Consider the following 20,134-nt stretch of genomic DNA (forward strand, 5'->3'; position numbering starts at 1 on the left):
GGCACAGACTACCCGGGCGAATGCGCTGCTCCCAGACAAATTCCCGGCAGACAGACTGAGAAAAAACAGGAAGATGCCGTTGTCTGGGAGAAGTGCCCGAACATACATCGTCATAATAAAAGGAGAACCGACAATGGCTGATTATAAACTGTGGAACGCACTGAAGAATGCTAAAAAATATCGCTGGGTGGAACTTTCTCACTCGCTGAACAACGAAAGCCCCTACTGGTCCGGCATCCCGGAAGGCTCTGTGGAGCTGGCAAAGACCGTGTGGGACTGGGGCAAGCCGGAACTGGAATGCCTGATCCAGACCTTCAAATTCCCCGGACAGTTCGGTACCCATATCGACTTCCCGGGTCACTTCATCAAGGGCAAAGCACTGTCCGAAAAGTACGATGTGAACGACCTGATCTTTCCGCTGGTGGTCATCGATATCTCTGAGCAGGCCAAGAAAGACCCCCGCTACGCTGTGACGGTGGAGGACATCAAGGCCTATGAGGCAAAGTACGGTCCTATCCCGGATGGCGCACTGGTGGCTCTGCGCAGCGACTGGTATAAGAAATGGCCGGATATGGATGCACTGTCCGGCATCGATGCAGAGGGCAAAGAAAATGCTCCCGGCTGGTCGCTGGAAGCATTGGAGTATATCTACAAGGTGCGTAACGCCGCCGCCAACGGTCACGAAACGCTGGATACCGATTCCTCTGCGGTGGCGGAGGAAAAGGGCGACCTTGCTTGCGAGCGCTATGTTCTGGACAACGACAAGCTGCAGGTGGAAGTGCTTGCCAATCTGGATAAAGTACAGCCCGCCGGTGCGGTGGTCATTGTTTCTTACCCCCGCATCGAGGGTGCAACCGGTCTGCCCGCACGAGTCTGGGCCATTACCGAATAAGAGCGGAGAAATGGGAAAATGTCGTTTGAAAAAGCAAAAGCAGATCTGGAAGAAAAAGGTCTGGGAGACCATGTCATTGTGCTGAATGAGTCCTCGGCAACCGTGGCCGAGGCGGCCCACGCACTGGGCGTAGAGCCTGTCAGCATCGCAAAAACGCTGTCGGTTTTGCAGGGCGAAAAGCCGGTGCTCATCGTCACCGAGGGCACGGCAAAGCTGGACAACCACAAGTACAAGAGCCTGTTCCACATGAAAGCCAAAATGATCCCCTACGATGAGGTGGAGACCTATGTGGGTCATGCCTCCGGCGGCGTCTGCCCCTTTGGGGTGAACGAGGGCGTGGCGGTCTATCTGGACGAGAGCCTGCGCAAGTTCGATACCGTTTACCCGGCCGCAGGCAACGGTCACACCGCCGTCAAGCTGACCTTGCAGGAGCTGGAAGCAGCCGCCGGAGCCGAGGGCTGGGTGGATGTCTGCAAGGAGCCGGAAGGCGAGTAAGGCATCATACAATAAACGCAAAGGGAGTTCTGCCCGGACCTTCGTCCGTGACAAAACTCCCTCTTTGCTTCATAAATCTCAGTACGGAGGTCTGCCGGGCAGCAGGAAAATAGACGTTCATCGAGCTGCCTGTTGCCACGCTCAGCGGAGCAAGAACCACACGCCCAGCAGGATTGCAAGGAAGATCAGATTGGACAGGGTGAACAACCCAAAATACTGCTTCTTCCCTTGTGGCAACTCCCGTGCAATCTGCCGGTAGGAGATAAGGCTGGCCATGGATGCGATCAAAGTGCCAAGACCTCCCAGATTGGTGCCGATGATAAGGGCTTGTGTCTCTGCCGTGAACCCGGACAGCAGCAAGGCGGCGGGGACATTACTGGTGACCTGCGAAGCGAGAACCGCTACCAGAACTTCCCGGCCGGTCAAAAACTTCTGCAGCCAGCCGGAAAAGGCAGGAATGCGGCCAAGATTGCCAATGAAGATGAAAAAAGCCACAAAGATCAAAAGCAGGGAATAGTCCACCGTCCGTAAGGTGCGTGGGTCTGCAAAAAGGGCGCAGACGAGCACAGCGGCAAAGGCAATGCCATAGGGCAGCACCCGGATCACGGACAGCAGGCAAACGGCAAACAACACCAGATACAGCAGGATGATTTTCTGATCCCCCTGCGATGCAGAGGAAGAAACAAGCTCGTCCACGGAGAGGGCGGCAGAGGTTTTCCGGCAGACCATTGCTGCCCAAGCCAGCAGCAGGAGCAGAGAGACCAGTGTGTAGGGCAGCATAAGAAGCACAAAGCCCCCGATGCTCATGCCGCTTTTTCCATAAAGATAGAGGTTCTGCGGGTTGCCGATGGGGGTCAGCATACTGCCAAGGTTTGCCGCAATGGTCTGCATACAGACCACCGGGATCAGAAGGGAGCAGCGGACATCCGCTCCCAGACGGCTCAGAACCACGAACGTAAAGGGAACGAAGGTCAGCAGGGAAACATCGTTGGTGATGAACATGCTTCCGAAAAAGCACAGCCCGACCAATACCATCGTCAGCTGAAAGGTGCTGTGGGTGTGGGACAGCAATGTACGCCCCAACCCATCAAAAAAGCCCTGCCGCCGCAGCCCGGCCATGACCGTCATCAGGGAAAACAGGATCGCCAGTGTGCGCAGATCGATGTAGCCGAGATACTGCACATCCGGCAGAACAAAGAAGGCGGAGACAACGGCCAGCACAGCGGCTGCGGTGAGGACCGTTTCCTGCTGAATGAATTGTTTGAGTAGTTTCATAGAGACACATCCTTGTAGTTGTAAAGGCAGCCCTGCTGCGATGCCGGACGGCCTTTTTCCGTATTTCAGAGCAGCAGCTTTTGCAATTCATTTTTGCAGCACCATCCTACTCCATTAGAGCGGCATCGTCAAGAGAAAACAGAAAAAACGCGATTCGAGCAAGAAAAAACGGATGGCTCCGCAGAACCATCCGCTAAAACTGGTATACTTAGTCTTTCCGATACTTATACGCACCCTCAATGGCGTGGATCAGATGATAACGGAACCGGGCGTGTCGGGGCGAGTCCCTTTCTGCTCGTCCGGTTTCCCAAAAGCCCGCAGGGGCTTTACGGCTTAAGCAAGGATCCCGGTGGACTGCAAAAACAGCACCAGCATCATCACCGGGGCAACGTAGCGGATCATCACCCGGTAGAGCTTTTTGCGGCGGAAGGTCTCGCCGTTGCGCTGCATCTCGTCAATGACGTAATCCGGCGTCATGACCCAGCCGATGAGGATGGTGGACAGCAGCGCGATGAAGGGCATCATGACGCTGTTGCTGATGTAGTCCATGATGTCCAGCAGTTGGCCCACCGAGCCGTTGGGCAGCTGCACTTCAAAATAGAAAATGCTGTAACCCAGTGCGATGATGGCAGAGGCGGCCAGATAAATGACCGCCAGCACCAGCACGGTCTTTTTGCGGCCCGAGTGGAAAATCTCCATGCAGTTGGCGGTGATGGATTCCAGCACCGAGATGCAGGAGGTCAGGGTGGCAAAAATGGCGGTGACGAAGAACAGGATGCCCACGAAGGTGCCGGCCTTGCCCATAGCGGCAAACACCTTGGGCAGCGAGACGAACATCAGGCTGGGGCCTGCGCTCATGCCCTCGGTGCCGGAGAACACATACACGGCGGGGATGATCATGGCACCGGCCAGCAGCGCCACGCCGGTATCAAAAATTTCGATCTGATTCACCGCCTTGTTCAGGTCTACGTCCGGTTTGACGTAGGAACCGTAGGTGATCATAATGCCCATGGACACACTGAGAGAGAAGAACAGCTGGCTCATGGCGTCCAGCAAGATCTGCAAAAAGCGGCTGACGGTCAGCCCTTCCATGTGCGGGGTCAGGTAGTAGCGCAGACCTTCCAGACCGGTGCGCATCTGCCCGGAAGCGTCCTCGTGGCGCAGGGTGAGGGCGTAGCCCGCGATCACGACCACCAGCACCAGCAGGATGGGCATCATGTAGCGGGACACCCGCTCAATGCCGCCCTCCACGCCGTTGTACACGATGAAAGCCGTCACGCCCATGAACAGCAGGGCGAACACCACAGGCGACACCGGCGAGGTGATGAAGCTGGTGAAATAGCCGTCCTCGGCAGCAGCGGCAGACTGCCCGGTGAGGTAGACCACCGCATATTTCGTGATCCACCCGCCGATGACCGCATAATAGGTCATGATCAGTACCGGCACCAGAAAGGTGAGGATGCCGAGGAATTTCCATTTTGGGCGCATGGTCTCGTAGGCGCGGATGGCACTCTGCTTGGTGCGGCGTCCGATGGCGATATCCGAGGTGAGCAGGGTAAAACCGAAGGTCAGCACCAGCACCAGATACACCAGCAAAAACAAACCGCCGCCATCCTTTGCGGCAAGGTACGGGAACCGCCACAGGTTGCCGACACCCACCGCACTTCCGGCGGCAGCAAGGACAAATCCGATTTGTCCGGAGAAACTGCTTGCTTTCTTTTCCATGATTCTCAAACTCCTATCCTAAAAACCTATTGTAATATAGGATAACATGAAGTATCATATCAGTAAACCCAATAAAATTACTACGACCTATAAATTTTACTTATGGAGCGTTTGCGATGCGGGAACAGAAAGACCGATACGAGATATTCTTGAAAGTATGCGAAACAGGCAGCTTTTCCAAAGCAGCGGAAGCACTGAACTATACCCAATCCGGCATCAGCCAGATGATGGCGGGATTGGAAGAAGAATTGGGCGTACAGCTGTTCGCCCGCATCAACCGGGGTGTGACCCTGACCGACAACGGCACCCGCCTTTTGCCCTATGTCCGGGAATTGGCCAACCAGAAAGCCCGGCTGCGGCAGGCGACCTTCAACATCAATCACAAGGTGGAGGGCAAGCTGCGGGTAGGCAGCTTTTCCAGCATCACCACCCTGTGGATGCCGGAAGTCGTGCATTATTTCAAGGAAAATTACCCCAAAGTAGATGTGGAAATTCTGGACGGCAACTATGATGAAATTCGTGACTGGATCATCCATGGGCAGGTGGACTGCGGTTTTCTCTCGTCCATCGTGGCGGACGATTTGAAATTCTATCCGCTCTGGGATGACCCGCTGTGTGCCGTGTTCCCGGAGGGACACCCACTGGCTGTACAGCCCAGTGTGACCCTGCCGCAGCTGTTTCAGCATCCGCTCATCATCGAAACCCCTGGCTGCGACAATGATATCCAGCACCTGATGCTCAAATGCCCGGTGAAGCCGAATATTGCATACAGCTTCCGGGACGATACCCTCATCATGGCCTTTGTGCGCAGCGGGCTGGGCGTGACCATCTCGCAGGAACTGGTGATGCAGGCGTTCGGCTGCCCCGGTGTGGTGTCCCGCCCGCTGGAGCCTGCCTGCTGCCGGACGTTGGGACTGGCGTTTTCCAAAACGGCAAGCTCGGTGGTGAGCCGGACGTTGCTGGATTATTTGCAAAAGGCCGAACGCTGAATGAACTCGCTGAATGATGCTTCACACAAAAATGACTGTGGTACGCTGTAATATTGAAGAAATTGCATGAGATTTTATCAAAGTGTTATTCTTTTGTGAATTTTAGCACTCTAAGCTTGACAGTGCTAAAAACATGTGCTATAACATAGGCGCAGTCAGGAGAGAGGGCAAAAAGGAGAGCCGAGAGGCTCCCCGAAAGGCCTGCGTTCCTGATGAGCATAAAGATTTTTGACCCGACCCGAACGCCGGGATTGGAGGAATGATTTATGTTTATGCCTGCTGTTTTCCATGAGAATCTGTTCGATGATTTCTTTGATCCGTTCTGGAACGATGGCGCGCTGGAGCGTGCGATGGACCGGGAAGAACGTGAGACCTTCGGTAAGCGCGGTGCAAACATGATGAAGACCGACGTGAAGCAGACTGCCGATGGCAATTATGACGTTGCCGTTGACCTGCCCGGCTGCAAGAAGGAAGACGTTCAGATGGAGCTGAATGACGGCTACCTGACCATTCAGGCGGTCCGCAGCCGCTCCAATGACGAGAAAGATCAGAACGGCCGCTACCTGCGCCGTGAGACCTTCTCCGGCACCTGTGCCCGCAGCTTCTATGTGGGCGATGCTGTGAAGAAGGAGGATATCCACGCAAAGTTTGAGGATGGTATCCTGCATATCACGCTGCCTGCACCTCAGCAGCAGAAGGCTCTGCCGGTCAATCCCAACCTGATTGAAATTGAATAACTGCATGTACCGGCGTGAAAATACCGGTGCATAAAGCAAGCCCCTGCGGACTTTGGATTGATTCCGAAGCTCGCAGGGGCTTTTTGCGTTTTGCTGTCTGTTCAGCAGCAAAGAACTACTTTATTTCTGCCCTTACCAGGTCAGCGAAAATTCCACAAGCTCCGGTGTTTCCGGCTTGCCGATCAGCGGTTCTTTTTTGTCCAGTGCGGAGAGACGTGCCATTTCCTCGGCGGTCAGCGCAAAATCGAACAGCGCAAAGTTTTCGCGGATATGGGCAGGCTGGGTGCTTCTCGGAATCACGGCGATGCCCTTTTGTGTCAGGAAGCGGAGTTGGATCTGCGCCGGGGTCTTGCCGTACTTTTCAGCAAGGGCGAGCACAGCGGGCTCTTTGAACATTTCGCTGCGGTTTCCTTGACCAAGCGGGGCGTAGGCCATGTGCGCCACCCGGCTTTTGTCCATCCAGCTGCGCTCGGCGGTGCGCTGGCAATAGAGGTTCGTCTCAATCTGGTTGACGGCCGGGACGACCTTGTTGTAGGCGATCAGATCCAGAAGTTGGTCCGGCTCAAAGTTGGAAACGCCGATGGCCCGGACTTTGCCTTCTGTATACAGCTTTTCCAAGCTGCGTAATAGTTTGCGAACGGCCAATGCAGGAGCAGCAGGTCGATATAGTCCGTTTGCAGATTTTCCAGCGACTGCAGGACCGTTTGCTCTGCATTTTCATAGGATTTGAAATTCACCTTGGTGACGAGAAACAGTTTTTTGCGGTCCATGCCGCTGGCCTTGATGCCTGCGCCCACTTCTTTTTCATTGCCGTAGGCTTCGGCTGTGTCGATCATCCGATAGCCGCTTTCGATGGCGGCCGCAACGGATTTCGTGCAGGTCTCGCCGCTGAGCATAAAGGTGCCAAAGCCGACCAGCGGCATCTGCACGCCATTGTTCAAAGTCAAGTATTCCATATTCCGTCCTCCGTTTCTGCGTTTACAGCGCTTGGCTTGCTGTGCTATAATCATTGTAACAAGTTCGAGTAACACGAAGTCAAGAGGAACTTTTGCGGAGGACGGGCCATGCGTTATACGATCAAGCAGATGGCAGAGATGTTCGGCGTGACCGAGCATACCCTGCGCTTTTATACGGACAAAGGACTGCTGCCCTGTGAGCGGGACAGCGGCAACCGCCGGGTGTTCACCGAAGAATCCGTGAACTGGATGCAGGGCATCCAATGCCTGAAAGGGTGCAGCGCGTCCCTTGAGGACATTCAGGAGTACTGCCGCCTGTGCCTGCTGGAAGAATCCGAGGAAAATCTGCGGGCGCGGTATGCGATCATCCTGAAACAGAGGGACGAAGCTTATAAACGCATCGAAGAAGCCAAGGCGACCGCAAAGTATATGGACGATAAGGTGGCGCACTATGAAGCTATCTTAGCCGGACTTGCCCCGGACGATACGAACCCGAAAAACTGGACAGCGGGGAAGCGGCCAAAGCACTGAGAAAGTTTTGCATTTTATGACAGCCTGAAGTGGCTGTACTGTCCATGCTTTTGGGTGCGGCTGCCGTACTGAATGGCAAATTTGGGGCAATGGTGCAGGCAGGAAAGGCACATGACGCACTGCTCTTTGACCCAGACGGGCTTTTTGTCCCGGAGCTGGATGGCCGAGACCGGGCAGTTCCGGGCACACAGGCCGCAGCCGATGCAGCTGTCCTCCACATGGAAATGGTGTGTCTGACGCATGGAAGGATATTCGATGGCATAAACGGACTTTGCGAGCCAAAGCGGCATTTTGCGCTGAATGAAGTCGCCGGATGTGCGGCTCTGAATCAACTGAATGGTGCGGTCGATCTGCGGCTCTGCGGCGGCGTTGATGCGCTGCACTTTTTCTTTGCTGCTCAAATCAAACAGCGGCGTCCAGGTATCCGGCATTTGGACGCTGAATTTTGCCGAGACAGTCAACCCGCTGCGTTTTAAGATGTCTTCTGCGAAGCGTCCGGTCTGCCCCGGCGTTGTGCCGTAGGTGGCGGCGAACCACAGATAAGACGGCCGACTGCGCAGAGTCAGCTTTTCCAGAAATTCCTGCACGATGCTGGGCAGCCCCCAAGAATAGGTGGGGCAGATGATCCCCACGGTTTTGTCCGTTTCATCAAAGGAAAAGTGGTCGCTTTTGCAGCAGTCGGGAATCGAAATCGTTTCGTCACCGGTCGCGGCGGCAATGCGTTCGGCAACATAGCGGCTGTTGCCGGTGGCAGAAAAATAAAAGATCATAATGGTGCAGCTCCTTTTTCTTTTGTCTTACATTGGACAGTTGCAAAATTTCTGCACTTATGATAAAACAGAATCAGCCGGAAAGCAATCTGCGAATCGGAACTTCCGTCCAAAGATAGACAAATTTTTAAAAATGCAAAGGAATGGCCATGAAATACGATGGTTCGCGCCCGATGACACGCGGAGCGAAGCGCACATTGACAGCGTTCAGCAATGGGATGCTGCTGCTCCTCACAAAAAAGCCGTTTGAGGAAATTACCGTGGGAGAACTCTGTGAGGGAGCACAATACCCGCGCGCAACATTTTATAACTACTTTGATGACAAGTATGATCTGCTGGAGTATTGCTGGCAGACGCTTGCGGCACAAATTGGGCTTTCGGAGTATCACCATGCACCGGAAAACGAAATGCTCTACCTCTATTTTGACCGGATCTATGATTTTACACGGGAAAACAGGAGTACGGTCTCGCAGATCCTGCTTCATAACCCGGAGAACGGATATATGGTTTCGAGCTTCCGCAGCTTTCTGAACGGACAGATGCGGGAGATTTTTCAAAAGTGTATGGATGCTGCAGAAAAGGAGATCCCCAAGGAACTGCTTGCCGACCATTACAGCAATACGCTTTTTCTGGTGTGGCAGTGGTCGGCGCTGAAAGATGCTTCCTGCACGAAAGAAATGGGAAGAACGTATCTACGGATGCTTTTGAGCAAGATAGGGTGATGGATGATTCATTGCCTTTTCGGCGGCGGAAAAGCGTGGTAGAATAAGAACAAAATCGGGATGATGCCATAAACCGGAAATTATGGAGGTGCAGTAATGTACAAGACGATATTGATGGAAGAAATTACCCTGGAAAATGCAACCGAATAAATGAAAAAGTACAAGAAATGGAAAAAGACGGTTATCAGATCAAAACCATGTCCTTTTGGGGAGCAGATAAAGCTGTGTTGATCTTCAAAAAAGGACTAAAAGGAAGTTTGCTATAACTTCGCGTTTGCCAAAGAAAAAGGAGGGTATAAAATGACCATCGAAGAACGGGCGGCACAGGCCGCTGAATGGAAAGCAACGGGCCAGTGCAACTGCGCGCAGGCGGTGCTGAAAGTGTTTGAGGACAAGCTGCCGGTGGATGCCGACACCCTGATGAAACTGGCCGCGGGCTATGCCGCCGGCATGGGCTGTATGGAAAGCACTTGCGGGGCATTGATCGGTGCCGTGATGGTGGCGGGCATCGCCACGGACGGCAGAGGGACGCCCCGCGTTTCCAAAGAGCTGGTGCAGACATTCAAAGAAAAATGTGGTGCCACCATCTGCAAAGACCTGAAAGGCGTCGAGACCGGTACGGTGCTGTGCCCCTGCCCGGAGTGTGTCCGCAATGCAGTGCTTGCCTTGGGCGAAGTGCTGGGGGAATAACGAATAAAAACGAAATGCCGGGCGTGACAGCGGCTTTACTGCTGCACCCGGCATTCTGTTTTATTTGTTCATGCGGTGGTTCTTGTCGTTTTTTGTTCCATCCGGAGTCCTCTTTTCGATTCTGATCCCGACAATAAACGAAAGCAGAAAAACGGCAAGCCAAATCAAAACGCCATAGTGTGTCTTGAGCTGCCACACTTTCCCTACATACATGTCCGGTGTGATTCTCGCGGCATTTACTTTGATAATGAAATCGCCCAGCGACTGCCCGATCAGAATTCCCGCCCAGTTTCCGATCGCTGTGATAAGAGCCGCTTTATACTTTTCCAGAAAACAGAAAGTGACGGGTGCAGCCCATAGACACAAATAATAATGGTTTGCTGTCCATTCAAACAGGTAGATTCCATGAAACACTGTTTGAGACAGAAAGTAGCACAGCACATATGCTGAAAATACGATGAACAAAAAGCTGAAACAAGCTTTATTCTTTGAAAATGTGTTTTTCATAGGGTGCTTGAACTCTATCGCAATTTGCATCTCTGTGTTTTCTTATAAAACAACTTGGCGGCTCACCTTGATACGATCTCAACTGTCGGCATCTTGCTATCTGATCCGAGTTCATCATCTTCTGCAACTCGATAACCGGTAACATTTATAGAATACATATAATCTGAAATATCCGGATTTTCTTCATCCTCTGAAAGTTCAACTTCAAATGGCTCAAATTCAAACACATAAGAGGTTCCTTCAAGGAGTTCTCCGGTCAAGTCCTTCTGGAAATGAAGCAAAAATGGCCTGTCCTGAAAGAAGTGAACAACAGCAATCGTTTTTCCCGGAAGGGCATAATAATCGGGCAAGAGCTGCTCAACAGTAGCCGTGAAAGAACCCGAAAATTGTGCAAAACGTTTTTCGTTTCCGGCCGCTTGCTGTTTTCCGTCATGATACCCTGCTTCGTAGCCGGCAGTGTAACCCTCTTTGTAGTTTGCATCAGGGGCATCCGAGTTTTGCGCACTCATTCCGCAGCCAGATAATGAAAGTACCAGCGCAAGACAAAGAACCCTTGCAACAATCTTTTTCATACGGTTCCCTCCATCGAAGAAGATGTCTGCGAATTTTAGAGAACGACCTATCGTAATTTAATCCTGGTTTATTTCGTTTGTCCATAGAATTTTTCAAAATCGTATGACTGCACATAAATTTTGGAGAAATTTATAGCACAATCACGGTTTTTCTTCGCTGATACTCGGCTTATTTCCCTGCATCTTTTCCGCAGTGGCAAGACGTGGTAGAATAGGAATGAAATCATAGCTGTTTTGATAAATCGGAACTTTTTGAATGGAAATTTCAAACATCAAAAACAGGAGCAAAAACAAATGATGACGATTGCACAGATCATGGAAAAGATGATCGCCTTTTCCGAAGGAAACATCCACGACATCACGCATCTGAGCTGCGTGTGGACCTATGCCAAAACCATCGGGGAACTGGAGGGGCTGGACGCAGACACGCAGTTTATTCTGGAAGCGGCGGCCATCACCCACGATATTGCCTGCCCGCTCTGCCGCAAGAAGTACGGCAATACCAATGGCAAATATCAGGAGCAGGAGGGTGCCCCGCTGGTGCGGGAGTTTCTGGCTGATACCGGTATGACGGCAGAACAGATCGACCGGGTGGCCTATCTGGTGGGGCACCACCATAGCCCGGCGCAGATCGACGGCATTGATTATCAGATTTTGATCGAAGCGGATTACATCGTCAATGCGTCCGAAAGCGGGTACAGCCAGCAGGCGATCCGAACCTTTCTGGAGCACACCATGAAAACAGCGGCAGGCATCCGGCTGACCAAAACAGTGTTTGGTATGTAAAAACACAAAAACAGCGCCCATTGTGAGCAGAAAAAACTCACAACGGGCGCTGATGTTTTATAACAACAGAGTTACGGAAACTTATACCTGATACGAACAAGCGGCATCCAGAAATGCATGGACTTTCTCCGCTGTATCGCGGCTGCCAAAGCAGCTGTGCCCGGTGTCCAGTGCGGCAATCTGCTGCATTTCGGCATCGGTCAGCGCGAAATCGAAGATGTCCAGGTTTTCCTTCATGCGCTGCGGATTGGCTGATTTGACCAGCGGCACGATGTTCCGCTGCACCAGCCACCGCAGCACTACCTGTGCTACACTTTTGCTGTGGGCGTTTGCAATGGCGCAGAGGGTTTCGTTCTCAAACAGTTTGCCCTGCCCGGCAGCCAGCGGCGACCACGCCTGCATCTGGATGCCCTCGCGTTCCAGATAGGTGCGCTCGTTTTCCCGCTGGAAAAAGGCATTGCACTCAAGCAGGTTCACGGCAGGCTTCACCTTGTTCCAGAACAGAAAATCCGCCAGCCGGTCCTGCGTGAAGTTGTCCACGCCGATGGCCCGGACTTTGCCCTCTGCATACAGCTCCTCCATAGCCCGCCATGCGCCGTAGTAATCATGGTAGGGCTGATGGATGAGGTAGAGGTCAACGTGATCCAGCCCCAGCCGTTCCAGTGAGCGGGCAAAGCCGCGCTTGGCACCTTCATAGCTGGTGTCGGTGACCCACAGCTTGGTGGTGATGAACAGCTCCTCCCGCGGTACGCCGCAGCGGCGGATGGCGCGGCCCACAGCTTCCTCGTTTTCGTAGGCAGCAGCGGTATCGATGAGGCGGTAACCGCTCTGGATGGCCTGCACGACGGCTTCCTCACAGGCGGCGGCATCGGTCATGCGGAACACGCCATAGCCGATGCGCGGCATGGTGACGCCATTGTTCAGGGTGACAAAATCGTTGTTCATGCGGAGATCTCCTTTTTCTCTTGCTTTTTCATCCGTGTTGTGGGGCGGCAGACGATGAGCGCCGCCAGGATCAGAACAGCAGTGACGAACAGGCTGAGCGGGTAGACCAGCATCAGGGTCTGGAAATCTGCATGGCGGGGGAACACCGCCTGCACCCAGAAGATACGGATGCCGCAGACGCCCAGCGTCGTCAGGACGGCCGGGGCCAGCGAAATGCCGAAGCCCCGCAGATAACCCGACATCAGCTCATACAGCAGGCTGAACAGGTAGCCGGAGAAGATGATGGACAGGCGGGTATAGCCCAGTGCAATGACCTCCGGGTCGCGGTTGAACAGCGCCAGCAAAGAGTGTCCGAAATAGAGCACAACGCCCATAACGGTCACAGTGACCAGTACATCTTCCAGCAGGCAGAGCGCGAAGGTCTTGCGGCAGCGGTCGAGCTGCCGGGCACCGTAGTTCTGCCCCACGAAGGTGGTACAGGCCTGACTGAACGAGTTAAAGGTATAATAGGCGATGACCTCAATGTTGAATGCTGCACTGGATGCCGCAATCACCACGGTGCCGAGGCTGTTGATGGCCGCCTGCACAATGATGTTGGCAAAGGCAAACACGGCGCTCTGGATGCCGGCCGGCAGGCCGATCTGGACGATCTTGCAGAAGCTGGCATGGTCAAACTGCAGGGCGTGGGCGCTCACGCGAATGGTCATATCCGTATGGGTCAGGCGGTAGAGCAGGAGCAGCGAACTGACCGCATTGGAGATCACCGTGGCGATGGCAACACCGTTGACCGTCATCTTCAGCACGATGACGAAGAACAAATTCAGCACAACATTCAGCACGCCGGAAAAGGTCAGGGCGATCAGCGGCGTCCTATAATGTGATCTACGGGAACCCGCTTCTGCTGGTCCAAAGCGGGCTGGGGAATCTGCTGGTCACGCGCGACCTGCTGGCCCCGGAACTGGAGCCTGGTGTCCGCTTTCTCCCGCTGGACCCGCCGCTGGAGACCCACTATATGCTCGTCTGGAAAAAGAATGCGACCCTGACGAAACCGGCCGAACGGTTCCTCTCCATGCTGACGGGGTGATCACAAAAAATGCTGCCGGGGATCGACCGTAACCGTCCATTCCCGGCAGCAGAAGCTGCGAAACGAATTATTTCCGGCGAGTCACCTGGTTGAGCAGCATCACGGCCAGAACAATGACGCCAATGACGAGAATGATGCCGACCATCCCGATGAGCATCATGGGCAGCGTGGTCATCCACGAAGAAAGATGAAGCATAAGAGCACCTCCATTAAGCCATCAGGGTCAGGATCAGGCCGCCTGCAATGACGGACGCGATCTGCCCCGAAACATTGACGCTGATGGAATACATCAGCAGGAAATTCTGGTTGTCTTCTTCCAGTCCCATCTTGTTGACGACACGACCGCTCATGGGGAAGGCAGAGATGCCGGCCGCGCCGATCATCGGGTTTAGCTTTTTGCCTTCGGGCAGGAACAGGTTCAGCAGCTTTGCAAACAGCACGCCGCCTGCAGTATCAAAGACGAAGGCCACCAGACCCAACGCAAGGATGAGCAGAGTGTCGGGACGGACGAACTTGTCGGCGGTCATCTGCCCGGCTACCGTCAGCCCCAGCACAATGGTGATAAGGTTCGCCAGCACATTCTGTGCCGTTTCGCTCAGGGCGTTCAGTACACCGCACTCCCGCAGCAGGTTGCCAAACATCAGGAAACCGACCAGAGCCACACTGGCCGGAGCCACCATGCCGGCGATGATGGTGACGGCAATGGGGAACAGGATCTTGGTCAGTTGGCTGACATTGCCCTTCTCATAGGGCATCCGGATGCGGCGTTCTTTCTGCGTGGTCAACAGTTTGATGACTGGCGGCTGCACGATGGGAACCAGTGCCATGTAGCTGTACGCGGCCACCATGATGGCACCGAGGTACTGGGAGTTGAGGGTGTTTGCCACAAAAATGGCGGTGGGGCCGTCTGCCGCACCGATGACGGCAATGGAAGCGGCATCTTTCAGGTCAAAGAAGAAGCCGGCCAGAAACAGCGTGAAGAAGATGCCGAACTGCGCCGCCGCACCAAAGAGCATGAGCCACGGCTTTTCCAGCAGCGGGCCAAAATCGATCATGGCACCAATGCCGATGAAAAGCAGCAGTGGAAACAACTCGTTGGACATGCCCGCTTCAAACAGAGCCGAAATCGGCCCCACCGTATCGCCCTGCGTGATGGCACCAGACAGGGGCAGGTTGACCAGAATGGCACCAAAACCCATGGGCAGCAGCAGGCTCGGCTCCATCTTTTTGGCGATGGCAAGGTAGATGAGCAGGGCACCGATGCCCCACATCACCACCATCTGCCAAGTCAGGTTCCCGAAATTGGAAAACAGACTTGCGAATGTGTTCAGAAAGTTCATTTTTCTTACCTCCTTGTGTTCCGGTACGGCGGCAAGAAAAAAGAGACTTCTGCCACAGTACCTTGTCTGTGACAAAAGTCTCAAGCGAACACATGACATCGGGCATTTCTGCCGTGATGACGCTGCCATGCAGCAGCCTCCCGGATGGAAAATCGGAAAACTGCCCTTTACTCCCTTTTATCGAATGTAGTAAAGCAGAAAACAGGGGAGTTGTCAAGAAGAATGCAGAGATCTTTTCTGTATCTTATCTTGCTCAAAACTCCGGTTGCCCTTTTTCAGCAGTTCATTGACTTCTTCGTTGTGCTTGATGTCTTTATACGTCATGGTTTGCCGTTGTGTTCTCGGAGCCGTTGGAGGATGCAGAAAAGCGGCTGATTGCTGCTGTTTCGTAACGCTCGTATTGTGATTTTTGACAAGTATCCACCGTTTGTTTTTTGTGAAGAACCGCCTTTGAATTTTGATTTTCATTTCTTTATAATAAAAATAGAACGGTGTCATGCCGGAATATATGGTAGAAGCACCTTTTGAAGATAGGAGAATCGAACATGAAACGAGTAAAAGCCGCCTGCATTTGCCAGACCCTGCACTTTATGCTGAAGGATGGCGAAGATCATCTTTATGCAGTCAAGCAGGTCAAGGATGAAGTTGAAAAGTACAAGAGAGATTTGGAGCGCAATCACACCCAGTACAAAATTGTGGAGCAGACCGAACAGCCGGATGGCTCCATCATCGTGAAGGTCATCAAGCAGTATAATTCTGCTCCTGTGGGTGACTATCTGAACTAATTACTCCTCTCATAAAAATGACCGCTTCCGTTCAAAAAACGGAAGCGGTCATTTTACGTCAATGGGATTTTACCATTGCTCAAAATGCACCCGGTCGTCCTCATAGCGGCTTTCACGAGGAGTGGTGATGTCTGCTTCCGGATAGCCAAGGACGATGATGGAGTGCGGCACGATGGTCTCCGGCAGGCCGAACAACTTTTGCTGGGCTTCTACCCGGTCCATCTGGGGCCAGGTGCCCAGCCAGACTGCACCAAGCCCAAGCTCCTGCGCGGCAAGGCAGATGTTCTGGGCCGCGATTGCACCGTCAATGACCCAATAATCCTTTGCCAAGCGGAATGCACGGTCGAGGTCGCCGCAGACGAGGATGCCAGCGGCGGCGTGTCGCAGCGGTTCGGCAGGGCGGCCATTAGCATCAGCCATCTGCGCCAACTTTTCCGGGTCGGTCACGACCACAAACGACCAGTCCTTTGCATTGACGCAGCTCGGCCCGCTCATGGCGGCTTCCAATAGCTGATGCAGTGTTTCGCTTTCAATGGGCTTATCGGTAAATTTCCGGCAGCTGCGCCGGGTGAGAATGGCCTCCAGAGTATTCATAGGGATGTACCTCCTGCGTTGATTTGCCCCCAGTATAGCACAGCGGTTTGAAAATTTCATGTGCGGTTTGGCTTGCAATTTTGCGGCGTTCCGGTTATAATACGTTCCGAACCAAATACAAAAAGCCGGCTGACAAAGCGTGAAATCCTGAGGAATTGCTACTCCTCAACGATTTCGCGCTTTTTTGTTTGCCCGAAAAAGGAGAACGTATGAACTCGAAAAACAAACTGGCGGAAATGCCCATCCGCCCCCTGCTCTACACCATGGCGGTGCCGCTGATGCTGTCGCTGCTCATCCAGTCGCTGTACAACATCGTGGACAGCATTTTTGTGGCGCGCCTGTCGGAAACAGCCCTGACCGCCGCTTCCCTTGTGTATGCCATTCAGTTTTTGATGATCGCCATCGGCGTGGGCACTGCCGTTGGTCTGAACGCCCTGCTCTCCCGCAAGCTGGGGCAGAAAAAGCCGGAGGAAGCCTGCCGTGCCGCCACCACCGGCCTGTTTCTGATGCTGGGAACCTCGCAGGTGTTCACGCTAGTAGGCCTGCTGTTCTCAAACCAAATCGCCGCCGCATTGACGAACGACCCGGATTTGCAGGAGCTTTGCCGGGAATATCTTTCGGTGAACCTCGTGTTCTGCTGGGGCATCTTTTTGCAGACCTACGGCCAGCGGCTTTTGCAGGCCGTGGGTGATACGGTGCTGTCTATGATTTCGCTCATCATCGGTGCAGTTATCAATATTATCCTCGACCCCATCATGATTTTCGGCCTACTGGGCTGTCCGGCCATGGGCATCCGGGGCGCTGCTATCGCCACCGTCATCGGTCAGCTCATCGGCGCGGCGGCTGCGTTGTGGTTCAACCGGGTCAAGAACCCGGTCATTCACGTCCGTCTGAAGGGCTATCGCTTTTTGTGGCAGGATGTGGCCGATATTTACCGGGTCGGTCTGCCCACCATCGTGATGCAGGCCATCGGCAGTGTGATGACCTTTGCAGTCAACAGCATTCTGCTGGGCGTGTCCTCCACGGCGGTGGCATTTTTCGGCATCTATTGCAAGCTGCAAAACTTCCTGATGATGCCGGTCAACGGTCTGGGACAAACGGCAATTCCGGTGGTGGGCTTCAACTACGGCAGTGGTCAGTCTGATCGGGTGAAACAGGCGTGGAAAGTGCTTCTGCCCACCGGCGTAGTCTTTGCGCTCTGCGGCACGGCGGTGTTCCTGCTGTTCCCAGCGCAGCTTCTGGGGCTGTTCTCGGCCAGTAACGAAATGCTGGCCTTTGGTGTGCCTGCCCTGCGCATCATCTCGGTGACCTTCCTGTTTGCAGTCATCACGATTCTGTGCGGCTACTTCGCGTCCGGCCTTGGCAACGGTGTCGTCAACATGATCGGCGGCGCGCTCCGTCAGCTGGTGGTTCTGGTGCCGTGTCTATGGCTGCTCATCCGCACGGCGGGCATCGACAAAGCATGGTTTGCGTTCTGGGTGTCTGAGGTGGTGGCTTGCGCATACAGCTTGTGGGCAGTGCGAAAAGAGCTGCGAAACAAAGTGAAATAACAAAAAGAATCGGGCGGAACGCTGGGAACACCAACATTCCGTCCGATTCTTTTTATTGTCGATTAGTTTGCAGCGGGAATCGCCACATTCACCGGCAGGACGTAAACGCCATCTGCGGTGTAGTAGGTGATCTGGGTGATGGTTTTACCGATCATCGAAGCATAGTAGGCATCGTCTGCGTCAAAGCCCAGCTCGGTGCCGCGCCAGATGTTCGTCACATGGTGCAGGCCGTACTCCGCACCGTCCGCGGTGGTCATCACAACGCCGTAGACCTTGTTGGTGCTGACATCCAAATCAAAACCGTTGACCTTCATCTCGTAATCGGTATGACGGCCGTTCGTAACCAGCTCTACGGTTGCGCCGTTCACGGTCGTTTCTGTGGCCTTGACCTTGCCGAACTCCCAGCTGCCGGTGAACACATTGTACCATGCCGTTGCATAGTAGGCAGGAGCCTCGCTCAGCTTGTAGTAAGCATAGCTGTCGTTCTCGAACAGCGCGTTCACGCCGGAATAAGTGGTCGTGGTGTCTTTGCCACGCAGTTTTACGGTGATGTCATAGCTGGTGTCATCGGTGACCTGCTTCGAGCTGTCCAGCGCCCACGGGGTCAGCACCTTGACTGGGAACGAAACGCCGGTAATGTCCGAGCCGTCGCTGTTGACGTGATAGGAGCCATTTGCCAGATTTCCGGCACGGGTCTTGGACTTGGTGGCGCTGGTCACAGCGTCTACTTCGTTCTCTACGCCAGCCGATTTGTAGAACTGTGCGTAGGGGATGTTCATGACAACATAGGTGGAGGAAATGCAGTTTTCTTCTTCCGCAGCTTCCACATCCTGTGCGGCAAAGGCCGGAACCGATACGGCACACACCATCATGGCAGCAGCCAGAACACCCGCGAATGTCTTTTTCAATCTCATGGTAACACACCTCATCAAATGAAATTTTTGAGCTAGTCATAACTAACATTATACGCTAAAAGAAAAGCCGGTGTGGACTTAAGTCAGCTGGTTAGAAATGGCTAACGAACGGCTTTAAGATATCATGATTGGGTAAAATTGTCAAGATGATTTATCGCAAAAGCAGAAAGCTTTCCAATGGAATGGGCGGGAAGCCGAAAGGAAACGGCCTGTCAAATCTACCGGGACCTGGTTTTGGAGAACATCGAGGAGGATGCCCTCATCCCAAATCCCCGGATAGACCGGGAACAGCTGGACGAGATCGTGGACATCCCGTTCACCGTACCAGCAGGCCAGACAGCCAGCCGTCCCGTCGCCGCCGCTGCTGCCCTTGCCGCAGACCACCAGCAGCCTGCCGGGCTGAGAAAACTGCTTTTGCACAAGAATCTCCCTTGTCGTTTTGCGCATGGTGCACGACGCAAACTTTGTGAAAAAACGCCTTTGAAGCCATAGGACGCTTTATGGTACAATAAAGATGAATGAAAATGCGCAGGAAAGTCCGTTTTGTGCGGGCTGTTCCACTTGGATGAAAGAGGAGCAATATGGCAAAGTATCAGGCAGGAATGCTCGTGGTCTATGGAAATCTTGGAGTGCATGAGATCGAAACGGTTGGTCCGCAAAGCTTTTGCGGCGAACCGGCAAAGGACTACTACACCCTTCGCCCTTATTTTTCGGATTCCCACGATCGCAGCTATATCCCCACCGAGAAAGAGGACGTTCTCCGGCCGGTCAGCCCGGCGGAACAAATCACGGTTGATTTGGAGAAGATAAAAACAGAAGAACTTCCGGCTCCCGTCTCCAACAACCAGACGGTCTTGGCGGAACATTATCAGGCCGTGATCCACACGAATGACTTCTACGAATATCTGAAACTTTACAAAGAACTGTCCCGGAAGCAGATCGCCCAGCGGGGCAGAGGACGCAAGGTCAATGCCATGGACAGCCATTTTTACCAGATGACAGAGCACGTTCTGCAGGAAGAACTTGCTGCTGCGCTGCACGAAACACAGGAGGACGCAGGCAAACGGCTGGCTGAGGCAGTGAAGTAAAAAGGACCGCTTCCATGCAAAAAACGGAGGCGGTGCTTTTGTTTTGGGCAGCGTAAACGAGCGACAAACGCCAGCCAAGCTGGCGGCTTTGACTTTCATGGGCCCGGAGGGCACGTCTTGCATCGACCTGTGAAATCCGATATACTAAAATAAATACACCCACTGTACGGCGCGCATCTGCTCCTGC

24 protein-coding genes and 1 pseudogene are annotated in these 20,134 nt (G+C 53.7%); 13 read left to right on the plus strand and 12 right to left on the minus strand.

The genetic code is table 11. The features are described from left to right. Positions 1–133: 133 nt before the first annotated feature. Positions 134–892, plus strand: a complete 759-nt coding sequence (locus CGS49_RS01825) for a cyclase family protein (RefSeq protein WP_044953415.1) — start codon at positions 134–136, stop codon at positions 890–892. Between the two features lie 18 nt (positions 893–910). After that, positions 911–1,387, plus strand: a complete 477-nt coding sequence (locus CGS49_RS01830; protein WP_097800239.1) for a YbaK/EbsC family protein — start codon at positions 911–913, stop codon at positions 1,385–1,387. Between the two features lie 141 nt (positions 1,388–1,528). Here the strand turns inward: CGS49_RS01830 and CGS49_RS01835 are convergent, their stop codons facing one another. After that, entirely contained in the window at positions 1,529–2,662 is a 1,134-nt protein-coding gene (locus CGS49_RS01835; protein WP_097800240.1) for an SLC13 family permease, read from the minus strand. Between the two features lie 333 nt (positions 2,663–2,995). Beyond that, complete coding sequence (locus tag CGS49_RS01840) at positions 2,996–4,387, minus strand: sodium-dependent transporter (RefSeq protein ID WP_097800241.1); 1,392 nt, start codon at positions 4,385–4,387, stop codon at positions 2,996–2,998. 149 nt (positions 4,388–4,536) lie between these two features. Between CGS49_RS01840 and CGS49_RS01845 the strand changes: the two genes are divergently transcribed. Both CGS49_RS01845 and CGS49_RS01850 read left to right on the plus strand, forming a co-directional pair. Further along, positions 4,537–5,376 (plus strand): LysR family transcriptional regulator, encoded by an 840-nt coding sequence (locus tag CGS49_RS01845; RefSeq protein ID WP_242975310.1) that lies wholly within the window; start codon positions 4,537–4,539, stop codon positions 5,374–5,376. Positions 5,377–5,642: 266 nt separating this feature from the next. Continuing rightward, positions 5,643–6,113 carry an Hsp20/alpha crystallin family protein gene (locus tag CGS49_RS01850; RefSeq protein ID WP_097800243.1) on the plus strand — a complete coding sequence of 157 codons (471 nt, stop codon included), beginning with the start codon at positions 5,643–5,645 and terminating at the stop codon, positions 6,111–6,113. A 132-nt stretch (positions 6,114–6,245) separates the two neighbouring features. On the opposite strand, the pseudogene CGS49_RS14645 reads toward CGS49_RS01850, so the two are convergent. Continuing rightward, a pseudogene (locus tag CGS49_RS14645) lies at positions 6,246–7,228 on the minus strand (aldo/keto reductase). Here CGS49_RS14645 and CGS49_RS01860 point away from each other — a divergent pair. After that, positions 7,178–7,600, plus strand: coding sequence for a MerR family transcriptional regulator (locus tag CGS49_RS01860; protein WP_097800244.1), 423 nt, complete (start codon positions 7,178–7,180; stop codon positions 7,598–7,600). The pseudogene CGS49_RS14645 and the gene CGS49_RS01860 sit on opposite strands and share 51 nt — an antisense overlap. Before the next feature lie 14 nt (positions 7,601–7,614). Here the strand turns inward: CGS49_RS01860 and CGS49_RS01865 are convergent, their stop codons facing one another. After that, the gene (locus CGS49_RS01865) at positions 7,615–8,370 is read right to left on the minus strand and encodes an EFR1 family ferrodoxin (protein WP_097800245.1); all 756 of its coding nucleotides are present in this window, start codon (positions 8,368–8,370) and stop codon (positions 7,615–7,617) included. A gap of 149 nt (positions 8,371–8,519) precedes the next feature. Here CGS49_RS01865 and CGS49_RS01870 point away from each other — a divergent pair, with 149 nt between their 5' ends. Together CGS49_RS01870 and CGS49_RS01875 are read left to right on the plus strand one after the other, a co-directional pair. Then, complete coding sequence (locus CGS49_RS01870) at positions 8,520–9,092, plus strand: TetR/AcrR family transcriptional regulator (protein WP_097800246.1); 573 nt, start codon at positions 8,520–8,522, stop codon at positions 9,090–9,092. 300 nt (positions 9,093–9,392) lie between these two features. After that, a complete protein-coding gene (locus tag CGS49_RS01875; RefSeq protein WP_097800247.1) occupies positions 9,393–9,782 on the plus strand; it encodes a C-GCAxxG-C-C family protein in 390 nt (129 codons plus the stop codon). A 60-nt stretch (positions 9,783–9,842) separates the two neighbouring features. On the opposite strand, the gene CGS49_RS01880 is transcribed toward CGS49_RS01875, so the two are convergent. Both CGS49_RS01880 and CGS49_RS01885 read right to left on the minus strand, forming a co-directional pair. Continuing rightward, on the minus strand, positions 9,843–10,289 hold the full coding sequence (locus tag CGS49_RS01880; RefSeq protein WP_097800380.1) for a hypothetical protein: 447 nt from the start codon (positions 10,287–10,289) through the stop codon (positions 9,843–9,845). 62 nt (positions 10,290–10,351) lie between these two features. Then, the gene (locus tag CGS49_RS01885) at positions 10,352–10,861 is read right to left on the minus strand and encodes a hypothetical protein (protein WP_242975315.1); all 510 of its coding nucleotides are present in this window, start codon (positions 10,859–10,861) and stop codon (positions 10,352–10,354) included. Between the two features lie 294 nt (positions 10,862–11,155). Here CGS49_RS01885 and CGS49_RS01890 point away from each other — a divergent pair, with 294 nt between their 5' ends. Then, entirely contained in the window at positions 11,156–11,647 is a 492-nt protein-coding gene (locus tag CGS49_RS01890; protein WP_097800248.1) for an HD domain-containing protein, read from the plus strand. Positions 11,648–11,728: 81 nt separating this feature from the next. On the opposite strand, the gene CGS49_RS01895 is transcribed toward CGS49_RS01890, so the two are convergent. Both CGS49_RS01895 and CGS49_RS01900 read right to left on the minus strand, forming a co-directional pair. Further along, positions 11,729–12,592 carry an aldo/keto reductase gene (locus tag CGS49_RS01895; RefSeq protein WP_097800249.1) on the minus strand — a complete coding sequence of 288 codons (864 nt, stop codon included), beginning with the start codon at positions 12,590–12,592 and terminating at the stop codon, positions 11,729–11,731. Continuing rightward, entirely contained in the window at positions 12,589–13,419 is an 831-nt protein-coding gene (locus CGS49_RS01900; RefSeq protein ID WP_207653395.1) for an MATE family efflux transporter, read from the minus strand. The genes CGS49_RS01895 and CGS49_RS01900 overlap by 4 nt, the downstream gene beginning before the upstream one ends. A gap of 50 nt (positions 13,420–13,469) precedes the next feature. Between CGS49_RS01900 and CGS49_RS01905 the strand changes: the two genes are divergently transcribed. Beyond that, positions 13,470–13,676, plus strand: a complete 207-nt coding sequence (locus CGS49_RS01905) for a LysR substrate-binding domain-containing protein (protein WP_097800250.1) — start codon at positions 13,470–13,472, stop codon at positions 13,674–13,676. 67 nt (positions 13,677–13,743) lie between these two features. Here the strand turns inward: CGS49_RS01905 and CGS49_RS01910 are convergent, their stop codons facing one another. Together CGS49_RS01910 and CGS49_RS01915 are read right to left on the minus strand one after the other, a co-directional pair. Next, entirely contained in the window at positions 13,744–13,872 is a 129-nt protein-coding gene (locus tag CGS49_RS01910) for an oxaloacetate decarboxylase (protein ID WP_097800251.1), read from the minus strand. 13 nt (positions 13,873–13,885) lie between these two features. After that, positions 13,886–15,016, minus strand: coding sequence for a sodium ion-translocating decarboxylase subunit beta (locus CGS49_RS01915; RefSeq protein ID WP_097800252.1), 1,131 nt, complete (start codon positions 15,014–15,016; stop codon positions 13,886–13,888). A 545-nt stretch (positions 15,017–15,561) separates the two neighbouring features. On the opposite strand from CGS49_RS01915, the gene CGS49_RS01925 reads away from it, so the two are divergent. Then, positions 15,562–15,801, plus strand: coding sequence for a hypothetical protein (locus tag CGS49_RS01925; protein ID WP_097800254.1), 240 nt, complete (start codon positions 15,562–15,564; stop codon positions 15,799–15,801). 69 nt (positions 15,802–15,870) lie between these two features. On the opposite strand, the gene CGS49_RS01930 is transcribed toward CGS49_RS01925, so the two are convergent. Continuing rightward, positions 15,871–16,395, minus strand: a complete 525-nt coding sequence (locus CGS49_RS01930; RefSeq protein ID WP_097800255.1) for a nitroreductase family protein — start codon at positions 16,393–16,395, stop codon at positions 15,871–15,873. Between the two features lie 209 nt (positions 16,396–16,604). Here CGS49_RS01930 and CGS49_RS01935 point away from each other — a divergent pair, with 209 nt between their 5' ends. Continuing rightward, on the plus strand, positions 16,605–17,945 hold the full coding sequence (locus CGS49_RS01935) for an MATE family efflux transporter (RefSeq protein ID WP_097800256.1): 1,341 nt from the start codon (positions 16,605–16,607) through the stop codon (positions 17,943–17,945). Between the two features lie 62 nt (positions 17,946–18,007). Here CGS49_RS01935 and CGS49_RS01940 read toward each other — a convergent pair whose 3' ends face one another. Further along, the gene (locus CGS49_RS01940) at positions 18,008–18,859 is read right to left on the minus strand and encodes a hypothetical protein (protein ID WP_097800257.1); all 852 of its coding nucleotides are present in this window, start codon (positions 18,857–18,859) and stop codon (positions 18,008–18,010) included. 177 nt (positions 18,860–19,036) lie between these two features. Here CGS49_RS01940 and CGS49_RS14390 point away from each other — a divergent pair, with 177 nt between their 5' ends. Together CGS49_RS14390 and CGS49_RS01950 are read left to right on the plus strand one after the other, a co-directional pair. Continuing rightward, positions 19,037–19,351: a DUF6017 domain-containing protein gene (locus CGS49_RS14390; RefSeq protein WP_242975317.1), complete on the plus strand. Its 315-nt coding sequence runs from the start codon at positions 19,037–19,039 to the stop codon at positions 19,349–19,351. 89 nt (positions 19,352–19,440) lie between these two features. Next, positions 19,441–19,947 (plus strand): CarD family transcriptional regulator, encoded by a 507-nt coding sequence (locus CGS49_RS01950; RefSeq protein WP_097800258.1) that lies wholly within the window; start codon positions 19,441–19,443, stop codon positions 19,945–19,947. Positions 19,948–20,134: the final 187 nt, after the last annotated feature.

Source organism: Faecalibacterium langellae, assembly GCF_002549775.1.
GTDB lineage: Bacteria > Bacillota > Clostridia > Oscillospirales > Ruminococcaceae > Faecalibacterium > Faecalibacterium langellae.

Excerpts from the sequence above, each read along its gene's own strand:
- CGS49_RS01825 (WP_044953415.1), top strand. The coding sequence starts at position 134 with ATGGCTGATTATAAACTGTGGAACGCACTGAAGAATGCTAAAAAATAT.
- CGS49_RS01830 (WP_097800239.1), top strand. The coding sequence starts at position 911 with ATGTCGTTTGAAAAAGCAAAAGCAGATCTGGAAGAAAAAGGTCTGGGA.
- CGS49_RS01835 (WP_097800240.1), bottom strand. The coding sequence starts at position 2,662 with ATGAAACTACTCAAACAATTCATTCAGCAGGAAACGGTCCTCACCGCA.
- CGS49_RS01840 (WP_097800241.1), bottom strand. The coding sequence starts at position 4,387 with ATGGAAAAGAAAGCAAGCAGTTTCTCCGGACAAATCGGATTTGTCCTT.
- CGS49_RS01850 (WP_097800243.1), top strand. The coding sequence starts at position 5,643 with ATGTTTATGCCTGCTGTTTTCCATGAGAATCTGTTCGATGATTTCTTT.
- CGS49_RS01860 (WP_097800244.1), top strand. The coding sequence starts at position 7,178 with ATGCGTTATACGATCAAGCAGATGGCAGAGATGTTCGGCGTGACCGAG.
- CGS49_RS01865 (WP_097800245.1), bottom strand. The coding sequence starts at position 8,370 with ATGATCTTTTATTTTTCTGCCACCGGCAACAGCCGCTATGTTGCCGAA.
- CGS49_RS01870 (WP_097800246.1), top strand. The coding sequence starts at position 8,520 with ATGAAATACGATGGTTCGCGCCCGATGACACGCGGAGCGAAGCGCACA.
- CGS49_RS01875 (WP_097800247.1), top strand. The coding sequence starts at position 9,393 with ATGACCATCGAAGAACGGGCGGCACAGGCCGCTGAATGGAAAGCAACG.
- CGS49_RS01880 (WP_097800380.1), bottom strand. The coding sequence starts at position 10,289 with ATGAAAAACACATTTTCAAAGAATAAAGCTTGTTTCAGCTTTTTGTTC.
- CGS49_RS01885 (WP_242975315.1), bottom strand. The coding sequence starts at position 10,861 with ATGAAAAAGATTGTTGCAAGGGTTCTTTGTCTTGCGCTGGTACTTTCA.
- CGS49_RS01890 (WP_097800248.1), top strand. The coding sequence starts at position 11,156 with ATGATGACGATTGCACAGATCATGGAAAAGATGATCGCCTTTTCCGAA.
- CGS49_RS01895 (WP_097800249.1), bottom strand. The coding sequence starts at position 12,592 with ATGAACAACGATTTTGTCACCCTGAACAATGGCGTCACCATGCCGCGC.
- CGS49_RS01910 (WP_097800251.1), bottom strand. The coding sequence starts at position 13,872 with ATGCTTCATCTTTCTTCGTGGATGACCACGCTGCCCATGATGCTCATC.
- CGS49_RS01915 (WP_097800252.1), bottom strand. The coding sequence starts at position 15,016 with ATGAACTTTCTGAACACATTCGCAAGTCTGTTTTCCAATTTCGGGAAC.
- CGS49_RS01925 (WP_097800254.1), top strand. The coding sequence starts at position 15,562 with ATGAAACGAGTAAAAGCCGCCTGCATTTGCCAGACCCTGCACTTTATG.
- CGS49_RS01930 (WP_097800255.1), bottom strand. The coding sequence starts at position 16,395 with ATGAATACTCTGGAGGCCATTCTCACCCGGCGCAGCTGCCGGAAATTT.
- CGS49_RS01935 (WP_097800256.1), top strand. The coding sequence starts at position 16,605 with ATGAACTCGAAAAACAAACTGGCGGAAATGCCCATCCGCCCCCTGCTC.
- CGS49_RS01940 (WP_097800257.1), bottom strand. The coding sequence starts at position 18,859 with ATGAGATTGAAAAAGACATTCGCGGGTGTTCTGGCTGCTGCCATGATG.
- CGS49_RS14390 (WP_242975317.1), top strand. The coding sequence starts at position 19,037 with ATGGAATGGGCGGGAAGCCGAAAGGAAACGGCCTGTCAAATCTACCGG.
- CGS49_RS01950 (WP_097800258.1), top strand. The coding sequence starts at position 19,441 with ATGGCAAAGTATCAGGCAGGAATGCTCGTGGTCTATGGAAATCTTGGA.